General features: G+C 60.4%; 14 protein-coding genes, 1 tRNA gene and 2 pseudogenes. 3 read left to right on the forward strand and 14 right to left on the reverse strand.

Features of this window, described 5'->3' with window-relative positions:
• Positions 1-163: 163 nt before the first annotated feature.
• Positions 164-2659 (reverse strand): ribonuclease R, encoded by a 2496-nt coding sequence (gene rnr / locus U5760_RS02365; RefSeq protein WP_415914038.1) that lies wholly within the window; start codon positions 2657-2659, stop codon positions 164-166.
• Between the two features lie 386 nt (positions 2660-3045).
• Here rnr and U5760_RS02370 point away from each other — a divergent pair.
• A tRNA-Leu gene (locus U5760_RS02370) sits at positions 3046-3132 on the forward strand.
• Between the two features lie 186 nt (positions 3133-3318).
• Here U5760_RS02370 and U5760_RS02375 read toward each other — a convergent pair.
• The 4 genes from U5760_RS02375 to U5760_RS02390 all read right to left on the reverse strand — a co-directional run bounded on the left by U5760_RS02375 (position 3319) and on the right by U5760_RS02390 (position 8191).
• A complete protein-coding gene (locus U5760_RS02375) occupies positions 3319-4455 on the reverse strand; it encodes a DUF2827 domain-containing protein (protein WP_322009329.1) in 1137 nt (378 codons plus the stop codon).
• A complete protein-coding gene (locus U5760_RS02380) occupies positions 4443-5606 on the reverse strand; it encodes a DUF2827 domain-containing protein (protein WP_322009331.1) in 1164 nt (387 codons plus the stop codon). Before U5760_RS02380 ends, U5760_RS02375 begins: the two co-directional genes overlap by 13 nt.
• A complete protein-coding gene (locus U5760_RS02385) occupies positions 5596-6738 on the reverse strand; it encodes a DUF2827 family protein (RefSeq protein ID WP_322009332.1) in 1143 nt (380 codons plus the stop codon). Before U5760_RS02385 ends, U5760_RS02380 begins: the two co-directional genes overlap by 11 nt.
• 79 nt (positions 6739-6817) lie before the next feature.
• Positions 6818-8191, reverse strand: a complete 1374-nt coding sequence (locus U5760_RS02390; protein ID WP_322010007.1) for a YadA family autotransporter adhesin — start codon at positions 8189-8191, stop codon at positions 6818-6820.
• 67 nt (positions 8192-8258) lie between these two features.
• On the opposite strand from U5760_RS02390, the gene U5760_RS02395 reads away from it, so the two are divergent.
• Positions 8259-10391, forward strand: a complete 2133-nt coding sequence (locus U5760_RS02395; RefSeq protein ID WP_322009333.1) for a hypothetical protein — start codon at positions 8259-8261, stop codon at positions 10389-10391.
• Here the strand turns inward: U5760_RS02395 and U5760_RS02400 are convergent.
• Positions 10385-10636, reverse strand: a pseudogene (locus U5760_RS02400) (hypothetical protein); the annotation flags it as partial. The gene U5760_RS02395 and the pseudogene U5760_RS02400 overlap by 7 nt on opposite strands.
• Between U5760_RS02400 and U5760_RS02405 the strand changes: the two are divergent.
• On the forward strand, positions 10533-10790 hold the full coding sequence (locus U5760_RS02405) for a hypothetical protein (RefSeq protein WP_322009335.1): 258 nt from the start codon (positions 10533-10535) through the stop codon (positions 10788-10790). The pseudogene U5760_RS02400 and the gene U5760_RS02405 overlap by 104 nt on opposite strands.
• Before the next feature lie 242 nt (positions 10791-11032).
• Here the strand turns inward: U5760_RS02405 and U5760_RS02415 are convergent.
• From U5760_RS02415 to U5760_RS02450, 8 genes and pseudogenes are all read right to left on the reverse strand, one after another.
• Positions 11033-11935, reverse strand: a pseudogene (locus U5760_RS02415) (ESPR-type extended signal peptide-containing protein); the annotation flags it as partial.
• 722 nt (positions 11936-12657) lie between these two features.
• Positions 12658-13503, reverse strand: coding sequence for an EAL domain-containing protein (locus U5760_RS02420; RefSeq protein ID WP_322009338.1), 846 nt, complete (start codon positions 13501-13503; stop codon positions 12658-12660).
• A gap of 457 nt (positions 13504-13960) precedes the next feature.
• A complete protein-coding gene (locus U5760_RS02425) occupies positions 13961-14704 on the reverse strand; it encodes a Crp/Fnr family transcriptional regulator (RefSeq protein WP_322009339.1) in 744 nt (247 codons plus the stop codon).
• A gap of 786 nt (positions 14705-15490) precedes the next feature.
• On the reverse strand, positions 15491-16882 hold the full coding sequence (locus U5760_RS02430; RefSeq protein ID WP_322009340.1) for a DUF1254 domain-containing protein: 1392 nt from the start codon (positions 16880-16882) through the stop codon (positions 15491-15493).
• On the reverse strand, positions 16879-17916 hold the full coding sequence (locus U5760_RS02435; RefSeq protein WP_322009342.1) for a DUF1254 domain-containing protein: 1038 nt from the start codon (positions 17914-17916) through the stop codon (positions 16879-16881). The genes U5760_RS02430 and U5760_RS02435 overlap by 4 nt, the downstream gene beginning before the upstream one ends.
• 159 nt (positions 17917-18075) lie before the next feature.
• Entirely contained in the window at positions 18076-19101 is a 1026-nt protein-coding gene (locus tag U5760_RS02440; protein WP_322009344.1) for a transporter, read from the reverse strand.
• 70 nt (positions 19102-19171) lie between these two features.
• The gene (locus U5760_RS02445) at positions 19172-20173 is read right to left on the reverse strand and encodes a transporter substrate-binding domain-containing protein (protein ID WP_322009345.1); all 1002 of its coding nucleotides are present in this window, start codon (positions 20171-20173) and stop codon (positions 19172-19174) included.
• A 94-nt stretch (positions 20174-20267) separates the two neighbouring features.
• Positions 20268-21695 carry a DUF2252 domain-containing protein gene (locus tag U5760_RS02450; RefSeq protein ID WP_322009347.1) on the reverse strand — a complete coding sequence of 476 codons (1428 nt, stop codon included), beginning with the start codon at positions 21693-21695 and terminating at the stop codon, positions 20268-20270.
• Positions 21696-21850 lie beyond the last annotated feature (155 nt).

The raw sequence follows: 21850 nt of genomic DNA on the forward strand, positions 1-21850 counted from the left end.
AACCCCTGATGAACGGTCTGCAAAGTGTCGCGAGGCAAGGGCTGCCTCGCGACACTTCGCAAACGACTGAAACTTCCCCGGCCGCGGGCGCGGACCGGGCATCGCGGCGCACGTCCCGGACACTGCGGGGAACGCGCGCCGCGCCTTGGCGGCCCTTATGCCCTTAGCGCTTCTTGCGCGGAGCCGGCTTTTTCGCCGCCGACTTGGAGGCAGCGCGCTTCTTCGCGGTCTTCGCCGCGCCGCGCGCCGCGCGCGCTTCCTTCACCGCTGCGCCCGGCGCGGGGGCGGCCTTCTTGCGGCGCGGCGCCTCCACGGCCGGCAGCGCGCGCACGCGCGGGCCGCCTTCGACCGAACCCTTGTCCATGGACGCCGGACGGTTGCCGGACGGCTTGACCGGCGTATCGCGCACGAGACGGAAATCGATCTTGCGCGCGTCGAGATCGACACGGCTCACCTGCACGCGCACGCGGTCCGAGAGGCGGTAGCGGATGCCGGTGCGCTCGCCGCGCAGCTCGTTCTTGATCTCGTCGTACTGGAAGTAGTCGGAACCCAGTTCCGTCACGTGCACGAGACCTTCGATGAAGAGCGAATCGAGCTGCACGAAAATGCCGAACGACGTCACGCCGCTCACCATGCCGCCATACTCCTCGCCGAGCTTGTCGCGCATGAAGTAGCACTTGAGCCAGGCCTCGACGTCGCGCGAGGCTTCGTCCGCACGGCGTTCGTTGGCCGAGCAGTGCAGCCCCAGCTCCTCCCAGATCGCCGTATTGCCGCCGCGCGCGCGCTTGCCGCGCTTTTCCTCGTCCTCGGCCTGCAGCGCGCGGGCGCGCGGCGAGAGCGCCGTATTGAGCTCGACGCCGTGGGGCGCGACCGGCTGGTACTTCTTGCCCTGCAGTATCGCGTAGATCGCGCGGTGCGTCAGCAGGTCGGGATAGCGGCGAATCGGGCTCGTGAAGTGCGCGTAGGCCTCGTAGGCGAGACCGAAGTGACCGATATTGTCCGGGCTGTAGACGGCCTGCTGCATCGAGCGCAGCAGCATGGTCTGCAGCATCTGCGCGTCGGGCCGGTCGCGGATATGGGCCATGAGCGCCGCATAGTCGCTCGCGTGAGGCGTGTCGCCGCCGCCGAGCGTCAGGCCCATGCCGCGCAGGAAGGTGCGCAGGTTTTCGAGCTTTTCGGCGCTCGGGCCCGCGTGCACGCGATAGAGGCCCGGATGCTTGTTGCGCTTCATGAAGTCCGCGGCGCACACGTTGGCCGCGAGCATGCATTCTTCGATCAGCTTGTGCGCGTCGTTGCGCTGGCGCGGCACGATCTGCTCGATCTTGCCCTGCGCGTTGCAGACGATATACGTTTCGGTCGTGTCGAAGTCGATCGCACCGCGCTTCTGGCGCGCGGCAAAGAGCGCCTTGTACACGCCGTAGAGGTTCTGCAGCTGCGGCAGCAGCGCCGCACGCCGCGTGGCCTCGGGCCCCTTGGTGTTCTTGAGCACCGCGGCGACCTCGGTATAGGTGAGCCGCGCCGCCGAGTGCATCACGCCCGGATAAAACTGATACGCCTTGATCTCGCCGCGCGCGGTGATGACCATGTCGCACACCAGCACGCAGCGGTCCACGTGCGGGTTGAGCGAACAGAGGCCGTTCGAGAGCTTCTCCGGCAGCATCGGAATCACGCGGCGCGGGAAATACACCGAGGTGCTGCGCTCGATCGCGTCGACGTCGAGGCCGCTGCCCGGCAGCACGTAGTGCGAGACGTCCGCGATCGCCACGATCAGGCGGAAGCCCTCGCCGCGGCCCACCTGCATCGGCTCGCAAAAGACCGCGTCGTCGAAATCGCGCGCATCTTCGCCGTCGATCGTCACGAGCGGCACGTCGCGCAGATCCACGCGGTAGCGGATGTCCGTGGGACGCACGGCGTCGGGGAGCTTCGCGGCCTCGTCGAGCGCGGCCTTGCTGAACTCGTGCGGCACGCCGTACTTGCGCACGGCGATCTCGATCTCCATGCCGGGGTCGTCGATATCGCCCAGCACCTCGGCCACGCGGCCGAGCGGCTGCGAGTGGCGACTCGGGAAATCGGTGAGCTCGACCACCACCACCTGCCCGACCTTGGCCTTCTTCGGGTTCTGCGTAACGAGGATGTCGTGGCCGATGCGCTTGTCTTCCGGCGCCACGATGAGCGCACCGTTCTCATTGAGCAGACGCCCGATCACGCGCGTGTTGGCGCGGTCGGTGACCTCGACGATATGCCCTTCGGGCCGGCCGCGCCGGTCGTAGCCGACGATGCGCGCAAGCACGCGGTCGTTGTGCATGACCTTCTGCATTTCGCCCTGTGGCAGGAACAAGTCGTCCTGGCCGTCGTCGCGCACGAGGAAGCCATAGCCATCGCGGTGGCCCTGCACGCGGCCCGCGACGAAACTCGACGGATGCGCCAGCTGGTAGTGGCCGCGCGAATCGAGCCGGATCTGCCCGTCGCGCTCCATCGCGGCGAGCCGCCTGAAGAACCCTTCGCGCTCCTGACGCTTGATGGCGAGCGCCTCGGCGATATCGTTCGCGGTGCAGGGCGTTTCGCTGGTCCGCAGCACGCCGAGGATCTCTTCGCGGCTGGGAATCGGGTACGGATATTTGCTCAAGGGCTTGTCGATGGTTGTTCTCGTTGCGTCGATATCGGATTTGCCGCGTCGCCCGAAACATGCAGGACGGCGCCCCGGTCTTCGAGTGCTGCTTACAGCTTGCCAGGCGACGCCTGGCGAAGGGACATACTGCGAGGCATTCTAACACCCGTGTCGCACCCCGCTAACGCGGATCGGGCCCCGCGTTTGCCTTGCGGGCGGCCTGCGCAGCACGGTTGATGACGCTGTTGTGACGATCCGCTATCGGGGCGATGGCGCTGGGGTGCCGATGCCGGGGCAAGTTTGCCGCGTCATTTCGGCGCGAACGCCGGCGGGACGTCGCCGTTCGCGCTTTTTTCAAGAAATGCTTGACAGCCAAAACTGGCAGGCTATAATCTTCTTCTTCGCTGCACGACACACCGCGCAACGAGCGACACCTTGCCCAGGTGGCGGAATTGGTAGACGCACCAGGTTCAGGTCCTGGCGGTGGCAACACTGTGGAGGTTCGAGTCCTCTCTTGGGCACCATCAAGCTGTTTATGGTCGTATGAAGCAGTTCAGCAAGACCCCGCAAAGCCTTGTCGCAGCGGGGTTTTTTGCTTTTGTGCTCTAACGCATGCGTCATGCGTAATAGCCCTCTGCGATGAGGGGTGAGCAATGACAGCGGGAGAGGCCCCATCAGCCGACCGCGGGGGCGCCGATCAGTGCGAGCGCTCATCCCGACGACTTGCGCACCGGCCGGCTCATCAGCTGGCAAATATACGCCTCGTATTTCCGCACCACCTCCTCCGAATCGGGCGCATAACGGCCAATCAGGCGACGCTGGCGCAATCGATAGGCGTCGGAAACGTCGTGATGGTCCATAGCTTCGCACACCCGCGCAGCTCCTCTTTGCGCATCGTTCCCCTCGTAGTAGTAGCCAAGGTCCGCGCACAGCGTGGCGTTGTGGATCAACGGGTAGCCTTGCCAGCACACCTCGAGATAGAAATAGTTCAGCGGGTTTTCCAGCTGGTGCGAAATCACAATGTCCGTATTCTGCGCCAGAAACGTCGGCGTTTCGTGACGCCCCGTAAAGACGGCCTTATGTCTGCGCACGATGTCGAGATGATTCATCAGCGCGATAAAGTCGGGGTGCATCTGGGCCATCGACAACGCATTGGTCACCTGGAGCAATTCGATATCGTCCGGGCGCGCGCGGTATGCGAGTTCGGCGATCAGAATCGGATACAGACAAAACTTCACGATGTTGATGTTGGGCTCCATCACCGTGAGCCTGCGCGGCAGATTGCGCGGCTGGTAAATGCCGCCATGCGGAAAACCGCGACTGCGCGCTTCGACGAACTCCGGGCTCCAGACAAACGGCACGACGCGCCCCGTCTGCCGCCTCATGACCTCAAGGTAACTCTGCGTGTTTCCCGCGACCTGCGGGATGAACCAGAGATCGTCGTAGCGGTCGTTGACGAAGAGATTTCCCCCCCACAACGACTTGCCGAACATCATGGCTTCTACAGCGAGGATGTACTCGGAGCCGCAGCAATAAGAAACCAGTCTTGCGCCGCGGGACTTGAGGTAGTCGGTGCGTGCGCCGTCGATCTGACCGCCGAGTTCGATCAGGATATCGAGCCGGTCCTTCACGTCGTCGAAGGACCATGTCGGCCATCGTGCGGCGTCCCACGGCAGTGCGAACGTTACCGGCACCGACGTCGTATTGACGAGCACCACACTTTCGACACTCGGGCAGCGACGCAAGGCATCGGAGAGAAAAACGGCGTTCTGCTTGATGCCGTTGTTCCATAGCGTTTCGTCGGGCTCGCGCAGTCCGATGGTTATGCCGACTCTCAAGCCGCGCATGAGCGGCCCCCGGCAAGGAACAGCGCATCGATCGCCGCGCTGTACGCCTCGACGTTTGGCGCATGATCGGGCGCCAGCGTGCGCAAGAAAACGCGCGCCGCATCGCGGTAGCCAGCCAGATTCGCATCGTGCGCCACGAATGCGCGCAACAGCACGAGACCGCCCTCCTCGCAGTCGAAGTCGCGATAACGATAACCACATCCGCCCACCAGATGCGAGTTGTGCAGCAGCGGATAGCCGCCGTAGAGCGCCTCGTAGTAAAGATAGTTCTGCGCGTTCTCCCACTGGTGCGCCACCACCACGTCCACGCAGCGAGCCATCATCTGGTGGAACGGGAATCGCCCTTCAAACGTCGCAATGCCGTGCTTCACGATATCGAGACTCGCCGAGAAGTTCGCGAAGCCCGCGTGCTCCTTTTGTTTGAGCGTGCTGTAAACCCATACATGCTCAAGCACTTCCGGATTCAGTCGATGCGCGCTCTCGCAGCACAGCATGGGAATCGGGCTCGTCTTCACCATGCAGATGTTCGGTTCGAAGATACCCGCCCGCCAGCGGCGCCGTCCGGGCAGATAGCCGAACGACGCTTGAGTTTGCGCGTCGCGCCCTATCGCGCGATCGAGTACGAGCGGGCTCCATATATGCGGCACGATACGCACCGGCACGCGCATGGCGCTGCTGTAATACGGTGCACAGCTATGCTCGTACTGCGGCAAAGTCCAGACTTCATGATAGGGCGCCCCGCTGATCAGCAGCGCATTGGGCAGGTCGAAGGTCATCCGCTCGACATCGATTACATAGTCGTTTCCCACGCGCATCGAAACGATTTTTCCGCCGCGCGCCCGGAAATCGACCACCCACTCGCGGTCGAGCTGCGCACTCATTTCGATCATCAGATCGAGCCGCTTCGCAGCGTCCTGCAAGGTCAGGACCGGCACCGCCACGTCGGCCACGACGCGCCGCGCGTCTTCCTCGCTGCCATCCCCTCCCATGACGATGAAGACCTGCTCTACCGAAGGCACGAGCCGCAGGAGCATCACGAGAAAGAGACAGTTCTGGAAGATTCCGTTCTCCCACAGCGACTGGCCACCCTTGCGCACGTATAACGACACGCCGACCTTCAGCCGGCGCGGCGCGGCTCGCTTAATGTGCATCGCACCCCTCCTCCTGCGCGACTTTTCCGGCCAGCGCAAGCAGCCGCCGGGCATACGCATCGAGATTGCGCGACGCAAAAGGATCGACGGCGTCGAATATCGCATGCGAGCGCCGCCGATATTCGCCGAGTGTCGCATCATGCTCGCGCAAGGCGCGCAGCAGTTGACGCCCGCCCTCCACCATGTCGAAACCCGGATAGTAGTAGCCGGCTTTCGCGAGCCACGGCGAGTTGTGCACGAGCGGGTAGTCGCCGTACAGCGCGTCGAGATAAGCGTAGTTTTGTTCGTTTTGCCATTGATGCGCGACCACCGCATCCGCATACTGCCCCATGAAGCCGACGATGTCGTGACGTCCATGAAAGCGGGCTCGATGCCGGTGAACGAGATCGAGAGAGTTGGCCAGATGCAGCATCGTTGCGTGGTCCTTCATGTGCAGCGTGTTGAGTACGTGCATCTCCTGAACGCTTTCCGGCGACTCGCGCGAGGCCTCGTCGCATACGAGCATCGGCACGCTGCACGATTTCACCACCGAAACGTTGGGCTCGAAGATCGCGACACGCAATCCTGCTCCTGACTGCCGGTTGTTCAGGTAGCCGAACTGCACGCCATGTTCACGTGCCTGCTCCATGCGTAACTGTACGAATCCTGCGTGCCAGATGAAGGGCACTTCATGCACCGGACAGCGATGCAGCGTGCGCATCATCGGGATCATTGACCGGTCCTTCCCGAACAGCCAGACCTCGTCGCAGCGATCCGGACGCGATGCGCATCCGGGACGCCCGAATATTGCCGGCTCGACCAACGCCGCATACGGCTGACCGCAGCAATAGAACACGACTTTGCACCCGCGTCGGCGCATGAGATCGAGCCACTTGTTGTCGAGGTTGCCCGCCGCTTCGACGACGACATCGACGAGATCGGTCGCTTCGCTCTGGTTCACGACACGCAAGCCGTTGGCCACGGCATCGACCTCCGGCGGCATGGCGCCCTCGCTGCCCACATCGATCAGTACAACGGATTGGACGAACGGCAGCCGCTGAAACAGCTGGGCGAGAAATACTACGTTCTGGCCGAGGCCGTTCTGCCAGATGCTGTGTCCCGCACGACTCAGCACCGAGATCCCGATACGCATGACTCATTGCTCCGCAAGCGGCGAAGCGGGAATTCGCGCGCGAATGCCCGCCTCGCCGACACGACTCAGGACGCGCCCGTCACCATTGGTACGAAGCGCCCACGCCCGCCGCCGTTCCGGCACTGCTCATACCGACCCCGACGCGCATCTTGAGGTTCTGGGTAATGCGAGCAGTACCGCCGATCGCCATGGCCTGATAGCCGTTGTACGTCGCCGCACCGACACCAAGGGACAGCGTCTTGCCGGGATCGACGTCGGGGATCATCGTCAATGCGGTCGCGGCCGCGACGCCCGAGTACGCGTTGCGCGCGACCTCGTTGACCTGGTTGTTGACCGCGCCGATGGCATTGCCCAATTGCCCCATGTTGACCGCATCGGTCGGGGCCACGCCCGCCGCTACGTTGGTGAGGCGCCGCTCGTTGCCTTGGGAGCCCACCGAAACCGTGTTGTCTTCGTTCGCGACGGACCCCGCTCCCAGCGCGACGGCGTTGTTGCTGGTCGCTTGTGCGCCGGCTCCGAGCGCGACGGAATTGTTGCCGGTCGCCGCCGAGTTTGCACCCACCGCCACCGTGGGGTCCCCCGTGGCCTGGGCGTTATAGCCGATCGCCACGGCCCCCGCGTTGCCGGCGCTCGCGCGGAAGCCGACCACGGTGGTGTTCGCTGCCTTTGCCTGCGCGTTCGAACCGAACGCCGTCGCGCCGTTGCCGTGGGCCTGAGCGCACACGCCGGAAGCCGTCGCGTCTACGCCCGAGGCGGAAGAGCACGCCGCGGCATCGACGCTGTGGACAGCCTGGCCGGTGGCGCCTTGCGTCTGCATGGAGCCGTCGGCGTTCCGGCCGCCCGCCATCGTGCCGGTGAATGCAGCGCCCTGCGCGTTGACGGCTTGCACCATCTTTGCAAGCGGCATAACCGACGACACGGTTGTCGAAAGCGAACCCAGGCCGGTAGAGAGCGACGCATAGCCCGCCGACATCGAACTGTAGCCGCCGGTCACGTTGTTGACGGTGGTGGATAGACTGGTGAGAGCCGTGTTGGTCGTCGAGAGCCCTGTCGACAGGGACTGCATGCCTTGCGAGGTGGACGTCGAAAGGCTCGTGAGCTTGCTGCTGGTCGTGTCGATCGTCGTGGAAAGCGCGTTCAGGCTCGACGAGGTCGAAGACGACAGCGTTGCGAGACTGTTGTTGGTCGCGTTGATGCTCGTCGACAGCGATGCAGCACTCGAAGACGTCGAAGCTGACAGGCTCGCGACCGTGCTGTTGGTCGTGTTCAGACTCGTCGAAAGCGAAGCGTTCGATGTCGAGAGGCTCGCCACATTGCTATTACTCGTGCTGAGGCCCGTGGAGAGCGATGCGAGGCCGGTCGAAACGGTCGTCGAAAGCGTGACTACGTTCGTCGAAAGCGAGACGAAGCCCGTGGATAGTTGACTGAGCCCGGCCGAGGTCGACAAAGACAAGCTGCTGAGATTGCTGTTGACGGTGTCGATACCGGTTGAAAGTGAAACAAGACCTGTTGATGTCGAGGTGGACAGCGTAGTAAGCCCGGTCAACAGTGAAGCTTCGCTCGTGGAGGTCGATGACGAGAGGCTCGCGACCGTGCTGTTGGTCGTGTTCAATCCGGTCGACAGCGAAGCCATTCCCGTTGATGTCGAGGTCGACAGCGTCGTCAGGCCGCTCGACAGTGAGGCTTCGCTCGTCGATGTTGACGATGAGAGGTTCGCGACGCTGCTGTTCGTCGTGTCCAACCCGGTTGACAGCGATACAAGACCCGTTGACGTCGAGGTCGACAACGTTGTCAGCCCACTCGACAGCGAGGCTTCGCTCGTCGATGTCGACGACGAGAGGTTCGCGACGGTGCTGTTCGTCGTGTCCAACCCGGTCGACAGCGAAGCAAGACCCGTTGATGTTGAGGTCGACAACGTCGTCAGCCCGCTCGACAGCGAGGCTTCACTCGTCGACGTCGACGACGAGAGGTTCGCAACCGTGGTGTTCGTCGTGTCCAACCCGGTCGACAGCGAAGCAAGACCCGTTGACGTCGAGGTCGACAGCGTCGTCAGCCCGCTCGACAGCGAGGCTTCACTCGTCGACGTCGACGACGAGAGGCTCGCAACCGTACTGTTCGTCGTGTCCAATCCGGTCGACAGCGAAGCAAGACCCGTTGATGTTGAGGTCGACAACGTCGTCAGCCCACTCGACAGCGAGGCCTCACTCGTCGATGTCGACGACGAGAGGTTCGCAACCGTACTATTCGTCGTGTCCAACCCGGTCGACAGCGAAGCAAGACCCGTTGATGTCGAGGTCGACAACGTCGTCAGGCCGCTCGACAGTGAGGCTTCACTCGTCGACGTCGACGACGAGAGACTTGCAACCGTACTGTTGGTGGTATCCAATCCGGTCGACAGCGAAGCCAGCCCCGTTGACGTCGAGGTCGACAGCGTCGTCAGCCCACTCGACAGCGAGGCCTCACTCGTTGATGTCGACGACGAGAGGTTCGCAATCGTACTATTCGTCGTGTCCAACCCGGTCGACAGCGAAGCAAGACCCGTTGACGTCGAGGTCGACAGCGTCGTCAGCCCACTCGACAGCGAGGCTTCACTCGTCGAGGTCGACGACGAGAGGTTCGCGACCGTGCTGTTCGTCGTGTCCAAACCGGTCGACAGCGAAGCCAGACCCGTTGACGTCGAGGTCGACAACGTCGTCAGCCCGCTCGACAGTGACGCTGCACTCGTCGATGTCGATGACGATAGATTCGCAACCGTGCTGTTTGTCGTGTTCAATCCGGTCGACAGCGAAGCCAGACCCGTTGACGTCGAGGTCGACAGCGTCGTCAGCCCGCTCGACAGCGAGGCTTCACTCGTCGACGTCGACGACGAGAGGTTCGCAACCGTACTGTTCGTCGTGTCCAACCCGGTCGACAACGAAGCCAGCCCCGTTGACGTCGAGGTCGACAACGTCGTCAGCCCGCTCGACAGCGAGGCTTCGCTCGTCGACGTCGACGACGAGAGGTTCGCGACGGTGCTGTTGGTCGTGTCCAGCCCGGTCGACAGCGAAGCAAGACCCGTTGACGTCGAGCTCGACAGCGTCGTCAGCCCACTCGACAGTGAGGCTTCGCTCGTCGAGGTCGACGACGAGAGGTTCGCGACCGTGCTGTTCGTCGTGTCCAACCCGGTCGACAGCGAAGCAAGACCCGTTGACGTCGAGCTCGACAGCGTCGTCAGCCCGCTCGACAGTGACGCTGCACTCGTCGACGTCGAAGACGAGAGGCTCGCAACCGTACTGTTCGTCGTGTCCAACCCGGTCGATAGCGAAGCAAGACCCGTTGACGTCGAGGTCGACAGCGTCGTCAGCCCGCTCGACAGCGAGGCTTCACTCGTCGACGTCGACGACGAGAGGTTCGCAACCGTGGTGTTCGTCGTGTCCAACCCGGTCGACAGCGAAGCAAGGCCCGTTGACGTCGAGGTCGACAACGTTGTCAGCCCGCTCGACAGCGAGGCCTCACTCGTCGACGTCGACGACGAGAGGCTCGCAACCGTGCTGTTCGTCGCGTTCAATCCAGTCGAAAGCGAAGCAAGTCCGGTGGACGCCGAGGTCGACAGCGAAGCGACGCTGCTGTTCGCAGTACTCAAACCCGTCGTGATCGCCTGGTTCGTCGCATAGAGTTCCGAACCATTCACCGCATCGGTGGACGTCGCGCTCACCCCGCCTGCGGCCACGTTCGTCAGCGTGCGTTCGCTCCCCACGGCGCCTACGCTCACCGTACTCTTCGGGGCCGCTCCGGCAACCGCATAGCTCGTCCCGTTGACGGTCACGCTGGACGTCGCGATGGTTGCGCCCGTCGCCGAACCCGCGCCAAGCGCAACATCGTTGGCATTCTTCGCAGTCGCGCCCGAGCCGAGGGCCACGCCGCCCGACGCGGAAGCCGTGGCTGTGGCGCCCATCGCGACGGCCTGCGGGCCGGCGGCGGTCGCCAAATTTCCCATCGCCACCGCGCCGGCCGAACTGGCCGCGGCGCCCGCACCCTGTGCGATCGAATTGCCGCCGGTCGCTGCCGCCTGATTGCCCAACGCGAGATTGCCGCCCGTTCCGGTGCCCGTGCCGGCCGTCGCGCCGACACCCATCGCCACGTCGCTGGCATCCTTTGCGACGGCCTGGCCGCCGACCGCCACCGTGTTGGCCCCCTGGGCGACCGCGCCTGCCGCGGCATTCGAGCCGATCGCGGTGGCGCCGGCGCCGGTCGCCTGAGCGCCGAGATTGGCGCCGTTCGAATTGCCCCCGATCGCCGTTGCATTGGCGCCAGAAGCTTGCGTATTCGCGCCGATCGCCACGCCGCTCACCGAACTCGCGTTCGCCAGCGTACCGAGCGAAATCGTATCCGTTGCGCTCGCCGACGCACTCGTACCGAGTGCCAGCGATCCCTGACCACTCGCCGTGCTATAGAGCCCCATCGCAACACCGCCGACGCCGCTCGCCGCCGTTCCCCAGCCGATCGCGGTCGAGCTCAAACCGGTGGCGTGCGCACCGCAACCGACCGCAAAGGAGTTCATGCCGAAAGCCTGCGTAAAATTGGCACTCTGCGTGCCATTACCCGCATAGACGACATTGCCGAAAGTCTGGGCGGCGCTTTGATAAGCAAAGATGCCGGAGTTAGCACCCGCATTGCTTGCGGTGCCGTAGCCTATACCTGTCGTCTGCGCACCAAAGCCGAAAAGGCCGTTCAGATAATTGCCAGCGCTCCCTTTGCCGTATATGCCTGCATACGAGCCGGGTCCCGACGTCAACATCGAGCAGTCGCCATCGCCAACGAAAGCGACTCCGGAGTCGCTTGCCGTCGCACCGCCGCCACCGCTCGAACCTGCGATCGAGTAGGCACTTCCACCGCTGTAGTCGGTACCCTTGTCGGACCCGACCAGGGTCGCCTGCGCACATAGAGAAAATGTCAGCAGAACGGCCGCTGTCAATCCGGAAACCGCCGTGCCGGACATCCAGGAGGTGGACGCACACAAGCTCGCCGAAAGCCCCAGCTTATCGGACGCGCCATCGCTCACCGTAGCCTCACCCGAGCGGGAATGACCGGACGCCAGTTCCGAAGCTACCACCCACTGCCCGCGCAATTTATTCCATACGGTACGATAAATCTTGTTCACAATATCCTCTTGGTTATCCTTTGACGGCGCCGATAAATGTTCGCCAGACAGCGTCATGACGCCTCTCGTGCCGACAATCCCATCTCATTCGGCAGACGCAAAAATCTGGTGTAGCTGCACCGGCGACACACTCCGGTAATTTCGATTTCAGCCTGGGAATTCAATTCGCCGATTAGCTGTTTTTCTTTAAACGCTTCTTTATATCGAGCGCAATAGTCGCCAATCGAACCACGTCCTCGAATCAATACTCGCCATGCTGGCGCGCCATACCGGTGACATGCGCCCGGCCGCTTCTTTCCAGCGAGGCGATAACTGCCAGCCCTATCGAATCGTCGCTGGGTACGATTAACGAACGGCATGACAAACGATGTCACTGCAAATCAAGCGAATTGCCGGTCTGGCAATCACTATCGCCTCGTGCCAGCGCTATCTGAGCTCTTTGAATTGAAGAGCCCCCAAATCGGCTCGACAACTAAACCTGGTATACCCGGGAAAAATCGCCACCATTCGCCACTTCGATAGTGGGCATGGCCGATCTTATATTTCGGAAAAATTCTACATCTCGACAATAAATACAGGCTTTCCGTTCGCGCTAGAGTCTCACCCGCAACACGACCCTCCGGCACTACGAATTGCATTTGCTTACAAACGCAACTGGCTTACCACCGGTTCGGAATTAGCTTATTCGTTTTTCAAAATCGAATACGTGCGGAGTACCTTGCATCCAATTCAAAACCGATAGCTCACACAAGCGACTCGACAACCTTGTGGCCGCTTCTTCAAGCTTGCATCGGGAAGTCATACGTCGGCTTGCCTACGTAATAGCCCTGCAGACGGATTCCGGGGTACTGCGACAGCCAAACTCGCTGTTCCCGCGTTTCCACACCTTCCACGATCGTCTTCAATCCGAGTTCGTCGAGCAACGTGATGATGTTTTTCACCAGACGCATAGTGCGGTCTGATCGCTGTAACATGGCGGGGCCGAGGAATTCGCGTGCCAATTTGACCGAATCTATAGAAGCGCGCGCGAGAACTGCCAGCGAAGAATATCCCGTACCGAAATCATCCAGCGCCAAACCCACCCCGATATCACGCAAAGGTTCGGTAAACTGTCTCAGCATCAACAACTGCAATGCCTCCTCGTTTTCCACTATCTCCAGATTCAACAATGACGGTTCAATGCCATATCGGCCCGTTGCTGCAACGATCTGATTGACAAGCTGATCCCCCAGCAACTGCGACGGCTGAATATTGATTGCAACAGACGGCAGCGGACACCCTGCCTGCTTCAATTCGCCGAGCTGACGACACACCGTATCGAGAACCGAGCGAGTGACTTCGTGCGCGACGACCGGATCGTCGAAAGCATCCTTGAACGTATCCGGCAGTAGCAACCCATAACGGGGATGCTGCCATCGCAACAGACATTCAACACTGTCGAGCATCTGTGTCTGCGCATGAATGATTGGCTGGAACGCAATCCGAAACTCACCAGCACACAGCCCCACCCGGACGGATTCAGACAGCCTGACACGGTCGCCGCACGACGCCGCTTTCACATTGGCCGCCGCACAGCTCACCCGAACCTCGACGCGACTGTTCGCAAGTGGACGGAGAGCCGCCATTTTTCACCCACGGGCCCGCGCTTACCCAATCCGCACCAGACACGGAGAAAAGTAAAAATCGTCGAGCAGGAAATTTGCACACGTGTATAGCCATATCCCCCCGGAATACTGGCTTTAACTGGAAACAAAACCCCATGCAGTCTAATTTTCATCATTCAATTATCTTATATTCAAGTAGCAATGATTGCGCCAACGGCGCCAGCCAGATATTTTATTTCCTTTCTTCACCCTGACCAGCACGGGTGAATTTCAAGATAAGAAAATCATTTCAAGATGGTAACGGTCTTTCAAATCCATGTTTGTCCAGATTGGGACAAAGAATATTGAATTCACAATACTTAACAATCTCACTTCAATAGTGAAATTTCCCCTGGGTAACGTATTTCCTTATGCGGGATGTTAAGAAACAAATTACCCCAAGCCCGTTGAAGATCAACTCGCGCATACAAGAATAAAATTACGGAGCATCAGGTTCAATCGAGAAATTTTGAAGACTGACGGCGTCAAGCACCTTGATGGCCCGGTAGCTATTCGTTATCCAGCCCGCCGCGCTGAAGTATTGCAGCGCCGCGTTGACCTGTTTGCGCGATGCATTGGCCATCAGGCCCAGTTCCGTCTGCGATAACGGGACATTGTCCTCGCCGCTCCAGTTCGCCCGGTCGAGTACCGCCGCAATCCGCCGGGTCGTGTCCCGTATCTGCAGGTCGTGTATTACGTGGATCATGACGTCGACCGTCATCATCAGAATAAGCGACACATATCGGACGACCTCCGGATCGTGTGCCGCCATTTCGTCCATCACACTTAAAGGCACATGCAGCATCAATGTGTCGGTCACCGCACACAGTTCGATGCGACGCGGCTGACGCGCCAGAAATCCTCCCTCGCCGGTCCATGTGCCGGGGACACCCAGATGAACCAGTCGAGGCGCCTTGCTCGACGGAGCCATATTGACGGTGACTGTGCCGCTGACCAGACCATAGATGCCTCCGGGAGGATCGCCGAAGCGATAGATCGTTTCCCGCGGCGAGAAACGATACACAATCGCACGAGCGAGCACTTCCCGCTGAAACTCAACGGGCAATCGCGCCAGCCAGCCATTGCGCGTCATGATCTCCGCGACGTCGAGCTTGTCCAGTCGAGAATTCAAGCCCAACCAGGCGCCGAGAAACCTGAAAATCGTCGAGCGGGAAACTTGCATACGCGTACAACCCACTTCCCCGGAATAGTGACTTCGACTGGAAGCCAAATCCCACAAAACCCCATTTCCATAATTGAATTTTCTTATATTAAAGTGCCAATGACTGCATCAATCTTTCCGGCAAATAGTTTATTAATTTTCGCACTCTTTCCGGTATGCAATAATTTAAAAGCAAGAATTTATTTCAATATGGTAACAATCTTTCAAATCCATGTTTGTCCGGAACGGAACAAAGAATCGCGAACTCATCATATTTAACAATTCAGTCACATCACCGAAATTTCCGCAGGATCACGCAGCCCTCTCTACATGATGTAAAGAAACGAATTACGCCGCGCCGGTTGGAAATCAACTCGCACGCACACGAATAAAATTACGGAGCATGGGGCTCAGTCTCAGTTCGCCCGGGCGAGTACCGCGGCAATCCACCAGGTCGCACCCCGTATCTGCGGGTCGTGTATTAGGTGGATGATGACGTCGATGGCCATCATCAGGATGAGCGACGCTTAGCGGAAGACTGCGGATTTCAGTTCGCGATGTGGGGCATTCGCCGGCGCAGTTTCGCGTTGCCACGATCGTTCCAGCCTACGGCCGCAACCTGACCCGGCCGATGCGCGGATGCAACCGCCCGGACCGCTGGTGCTTCGGTCCGGGCAGGTTCGATGTAGTGCTCGGCCATGTGGAGTGGGCTCCGATCGGCCGTGGTGTCTAATTTTCAAACCCGCCATGCGAGGAAAGCATTCGGGTCTCCAGGGAACACATGCCCCGGACGCGATGCACGCTCAATCAGCTACGAACCTGCACCCCGGGATTGGACCACTTCCCGGCCAATACTTCCGGCTTCGGAAGATAAAGCCGCATCACGAGATTGATGGGCCCGGCTGCGCCAGGAAGCCAGTTGGACTCAAGCTGGGCGCCAGGCGAATCTTTCTGGATGTAGATCACGATGTCGCCGTTCGGCTCCCTCGCGAGCTGCTTTTCCATCGACGAATTTATCAGGTAGCGCTGAATCGGATTGCGCGCCAGCAGCTTCGTGACCCCGTCGTACAAGGTCAGTGACCAGAACGCATTGACCGGCGGCAGTACGCCCCCGGCAAAACGCATCACATAATCATGCTTCGACGTATCGAGACGCTGTCCGTGGTTATCGACCGTAATGATTGGATAATACGTTTCATCAAGATCGTTTCCATAGAGCCCCCCCTTTGCTGCCAGCGCGCGCTCCCAGTACTTCCCCTTCATTTGATTCGGCGTGCCAAACAGTCCCTTCGACGACGTCAGTCGCGCAACCCCTGCATCGATCTCCTTGCGCGTCTGATCGCCAGTCGAGCGAATGACGTCTGCCTGTTCAGCCGGAAAATCCCCGGGTGGCCATTCGTGACCAGCAATCAGACCCAATTCCCCGAATCGGGCGCGAGTCTCGGACTCCCACGGAAGCGGCGGAGCGAACTGCAGCAAAAAAGCGGCGTACGACCAGAAGTCGGTCTCCGAGGTCCTGCGGTCGATTGCCGGCCATGCGATAGGCGCCGCAGGTGCGGGGGCGCTCACGCCGAGGAACGCGCTCAACGGCTCGACCTTGTATCGCTTCTGTATCGCTACGACGTTGGGCAGATCCTCCGGATCGAACAGCTGCGTTCGTATCAACGTGAATCCGATCGAGGTCGTGAAGCGTACTACCCTTCGAATGCCGGCCGGCGCGTCACCATTCCAGTCAGGCCCGGCGAGCAGGAATTTTCCACCACCGTTGCCGTCGACCCGGGTGCCGAGATAGCCAATATTGTGCGTATAGAGATCGACGAGTTGCATCGAATAGTATCGATTGGCTTCGATCTCCGGCAGCGTGACAACCAGCGGCTCGGCCCGCAGGTCTACCATCATGAACGAATAGGGAGTGTCCGAGTTCGGCGTGACCACGGCCGTGTCGTCAGGGGTAAAAACATGCGCGACATTGCCGATATGATTGAACAGTGCCTTGAACTGACTGCTTTTCTCATCGATCGCGTAGTTGTAGATGCTGTAATAGTTCTCCACCATCGGCAGTGCATAGATATACGCATCCCGTGCGAGCGTCGCGACGCGTTCGTCGGCGGGACGTGCCATAGCCAACGCCTGCGCCGCGCTCCACGAACCCAATGCGGCCGCAGCCATTCCGGCCTTCAAGGTCTCTCTACGATTCATTGCCTGTTTTCCTGTTCCGATGCGCCCGGTTGTTCGGTTGCCTTACCGGACGTGACAAGTTGCGCTTGCGGGAATGTCCAGCTTTTATCAAGAATTGCCTGTCGAGGTCGATAGAGCCTAACCGTGTAGTTCCATCCGGGAGGGGTGGGAATACAATTGACCGTCTGGTTGTCGCATCCGCCAAATTGCACGTTGACGCTGCCATCCGCCTCTTTTCTGGCCACGACGCTATTGAGGGTGTACGCATTCAGTGCGTTCGGCTCGTAATACCCATTGGCATTGTAGACACTGATCGACCAGAAACCGTCGACAGGAACCTGCCCCACGTGCAGCCGATAGACCGCGCGGCCATCGTTGGATTTCGGCACCACGTTCAGATAGGTCGCCTCCTTTTCCGGGTTGCCGCCCCAGCCGAACGCCGTCCCCAGCAGATGATGGATCGGTGTGACTTCCTCCTTCGAACCAAACATGTCGTTCGTGTCTGGCAACATCGTCGCAAGCGCGACCAGATGACCACGGACCTTGTCGCGCGACACGCTGTCCCAGTCGGGGATATCGAACACGCCGGAATGGGCCTGATGGACCTCCAGCCGATCCTGCAGTGCATGAACCGCATCGATATCGCGCGGGTCGTTCGCGTTCACCAGCATGCGTACGGCAAACAGCACATAGCGGGTGCCGACTTCCTTGCGGGAAAACCGGTATGTCCCGCCCTCGTGAATCAGGCCAACTGTGTAGTGATCTTCGTTGATCACCTGCATCGAGAGAAACCGTTCGCCAGCGGCCGGCACAGTAACGGTCGCCGGCCCCGCGTCGAGATCGACCACGGCTGCTGAATACAATGTATCGCGATTGAGACGGATAATCAGCTGATTGTGAACATCGGGCAGATTGCGCGCATGATGAAAATGTCCGAAGCCGTCGTCTTTGACAATGCGGCTGAAATAGAAGTCGCTTTCAGCGCGGACAAAGTTATCCGGTGTGACCGTAATCGCCGCCGATGTTGCCCCGGCGGCCAACGCCAATGATGTCATGACACATGACATCACGACGTTAGCGAGGTGCCTGCCCATTCGCATGATTTCTCCCCGAGAGTGACAGGAAAAAACGGTATCGCACCGGTTTCCCAACATAAAATACCGCGGCCGCTAGCCGTATCGTTCGCGTGTACATGCGTCGCCCTTCCCGACATGTCAGTTATTGGTGGTAGAAGAAAGCGGAATCGTCATGGTGACAAATGCGCCGTTACCGCTGGCGCGGTTCTGCACGGCGAAGTCGTGGAATACCTTTATGCGCGCAGTAATCGGAATGCGTCCGGGTTTGAACACGTATGCCGCCGTCAGCCCGACTGCCGCGACGCGTCCCTCGAAGTCGCCCGCCACGGCACCCGAGCCGCTGTCGGGCGTGAGCTGCTTGTAGTAGAAACCCACCAGGCCCGCCGAAAACCGACGCGTGAAGTACTGCGATGCCGACCATTCGAAGTGCAACTCCGTGCCGGTCCGATAATCGGTGTCGGGGTTCTCGCTATTGAAAGTCGCACCAATCGTGCCGGAAAGATCGAAACCCGTTTGAGGATCGAACCACGTGCCCGAACTCGTCAGATCCAGTCCCCAGTGGTGAAAGGCCAGATTCGCGAGCGCGCCGCTGTGGTAGTCGCCCACCGGAACATTCAGCGACGCACCGCTTTGCCAATAAAGATTGCCAGCGTTCCAGCCTAGCGTCGCTCCGACGGTAGGATCGCCTACCGTGAATACATCGTCCGAAACCGAATGACCGGGCCCCACTCCAATGCGCGGCCCGGCGAGTTGCACGCCCGCGTCCACTGTCTTGTTGCCGATCGGTAACGTGGTATTAAGACTTAGCCGACCACCCGCCAGAGTCCATGGCGTCGACCATAGGAACGTGGAGAGATTGACGACCGCGTCGGCATCGACATTTGCAACGACCTTTCCACCGGTTGGCAAACCTCGACCGCCATCCAGACTACCCGAGTAAAAATAAAGATCGTTCTGGTAATAGAAGCCTTCCGGCGGCGTAATCGCCGCGCCCGGGTTCTTCATACCGAGCAGATAAACGCCGGTCCCGCCCTCCGCAGCAAACGCATTCACACACACCAGCGTCGGCGCAATCGACAGTAAAGCGGCAGCCCATCTCACCGCTTCTTTTTCCATTGTTCCGGCACGGCGCTTCACTGCGCTATCACACGTATTCTTCAGCACCACTTAATTCCTTTTGAATGTCTACGAGCGGGTCAACATGCCTGGCCCTCACCAACGGCGAATTCTCTTGTTAGCGGGTGCCGAACCATTTGTCGTAAATCCGCTGATACGAACCGTCTTCACGCATTGCCAGCAATACGCCGTTTACCTGCTTGCGCAACGGACTGTCGACCGGAAAAACGAAACCCACGTCGTTTGACTGGAACTCGGGGCCGACCATCATGACGCGATCCTGGCCGTCGTGCGCCGCGTAGTAGTCAAGCCCCGCCGAACCCTGCACGACGGCGTCGACCTCGCCGCCCAGCAGTGCCTGAAAAACATCGCGGTTCTGCGCATACTGGCGTACCTCGGCACCGTGTCGTTCGAGATACGCGACCGCAGAGCCTCCCGTAAGCGTCGCCACGCGCTTGCCCGGCAAATCGTCGGGACCGTTGATCGACCCGCGAATGTGCTGGACGGTCAACGCGGTCGTCAGTTGTGCGGTGTAAGACGCAATGAAAATAATGCCGATGAACATCCACATCACGGCCAGCAACCGTGCGAACCATTGCCGGGGCGGTTGATCCCCCTGGGACATCAGCGTGGTCGCCGCCCAGTACATCGTGCGAAACACGCCTGGGTAATAGGGTTCGCGCTGGGCGGCATCGACCACCTGCTTACGCTCGATCAACCACACCAGATGCCCGATGATCACGACCAGCAGCAAGGCGACGCCGAGCCATATGGCGCTCGTGCGCGAAAACAGCGACGCGATCACCCCGTCCAAAGGGTTGGCGGAAGTGGTCTGTCCACTATCGCGCACCATCACGCGAAGTCCCGCTTCCATGATCGGATACGAGAAGTCGAACTCCCGATCGCGCTCCGCGCTATAGAAAAGGCCCGACACCGCCACATCGGCGCGCCCCGTGCGCAACGCCTGGAAGGTCGCGTTCACATCGGGCGTTATCCGATAGTCGCTTTGCACATGGATACGGGCAGCAATCTCCCTCCAAAGCTCGACGCTGAAACCGTTCAATCTACCGTCCTGCTCGATGACGAACGGTTCGAGGACGAAGGTGCTGACATGGATCACCGGGAGACTCGGCTGCGCCCATGCAACCGGGCAGATGAACACGATCGCCAGTACGAATGACCGCAGGATGGACCGCCCGAGTGGATGCAAGATATCAAACGCGAAAATCAGCCGCCATGTCCTCGTCGCTTCTCGCTTCGAGCTTGCCGGAGCGGCACGCGCGCCTGAATTCCTCATAGTCTTTTTCGTTCTGGTCGGCATAGGCAAAGGCGTAGGCAATCAGCGCCTCGGTGAATTGATGACCGCGACCCAGATAGGCCGCGATCTCGACAGCCTTTGCGCCGGCTTTGGCATGCGCGCGGGCCAAAGCCCAGCCGCAGGCGCGTGCGTAGCCGTTTAACCTCGTGTTGTCCAGTCGCTCCACGTCGACCGACACCTTCATGTCACGCAGTTGTCGAAAATAAAAATGCCGGCCGGCTGGCCCCGTGGCCCAACCGAGAAACGGATCGCTCGCCGCCTGCAGCAGACGTTGCCCGCTAACCACGCGCTCACCTTCGTGATCGCATGCGTGGGCACCGAAAAACTGTGTAACCACCGACCGGTTCGCTTCCTTGATCTGCAAAAAGAGGGGCTTGTCGTGACTGTCGACCGCAAGCAACACAAGGCAAACGGTGCCTACACTGCCCACACCCACCACCTTGAACGCCACATCCTGAAGCTGGAATTGCCCAAGCAGCGCACGTCGCTCCGGCGCCAATGTACGGAGATACCTCTCGAACGTTCGGGCGAGCCTGCGGGTCCATGCGTCGGAATTGGACCAGTCGCTGCGCTCGCCCAACAGCGAATTTGGTCCTGCGGGATGGAAGAGCGCAGGCGGTGCGTCGCGCATCGACCAGCGCCCGTCGACTCTGTACGCCATCTTGCTCAGCACGCTTTCGTGGGTCCGACGAGCGGCTTTGCTTTTTCCTCTCGTCAACAGACTGCGCCCTTTGGCGGTCGCCGCCGCCTCAATCATCCGGTCTAGCGTCACCAGTTCGTGCCAGACTTCGAGGGTGCTCTGCTGCGCGTACTCGCTCATCCTGTCGCGGTACTCCATGATCGCCGTCGCAACGAATCCGGCGATCGCGTTGCGGCTCGCGTTCAAATGTCCACCGGCCACGGCCAGGCTCGCGGCAAGACGCTTGACGTCCCATTCCCAGGGACCCGGAGCCACTTCGTCGAAATCGTTCAAATCGAAGACGAGTTGCCGCTCCGGTGTCGCGAAGCCTCCAAAATTCAGCAGATGAGCGTCGCCGCAAATCGGAAACGCAATGCCAGTGTTTGGCGTGTCCCGCAGATCGTGAGCTTGCAGAATCGCGCTGCCACGGAAGAACGTGAATGGCGAGACCGCCATACGACCGTAGCGCAGCGGGACGAGCGCCTCCACACGCCCCACGCTGCTCGCCCTCAGGAGTTCGATCGGGTCGCGCTTCACACGGCCGATCACATGGTGTGCCGAGCGTTTTGCGCGCTCGCGCAATCTCCGGCCCACCTCCTTACGCGCCTCGACGCTTTGGATGCCGGAGACGATTGTGCGCTTCATCTAATCTAATCAGCTATTTTGATGTAATCCGATTTCACGATCGTAAGCAGATCGTCACTTTTACTACATATTTATCCAGCCCATTCCGTCTATCGGCTCACGCTATACTAAAGGCCGCCTCAAATTAAGTTTGCTCCCAATCGGACAATCGGGTT

Origin of the sequence: Paraburkholderia sp. J12, from assembly GCF_905220215.1 — a bacterium.
GTDB lineage: Bacteria > Pseudomonadota > Gammaproteobacteria > Burkholderiales > Burkholderiaceae > Paraburkholderia.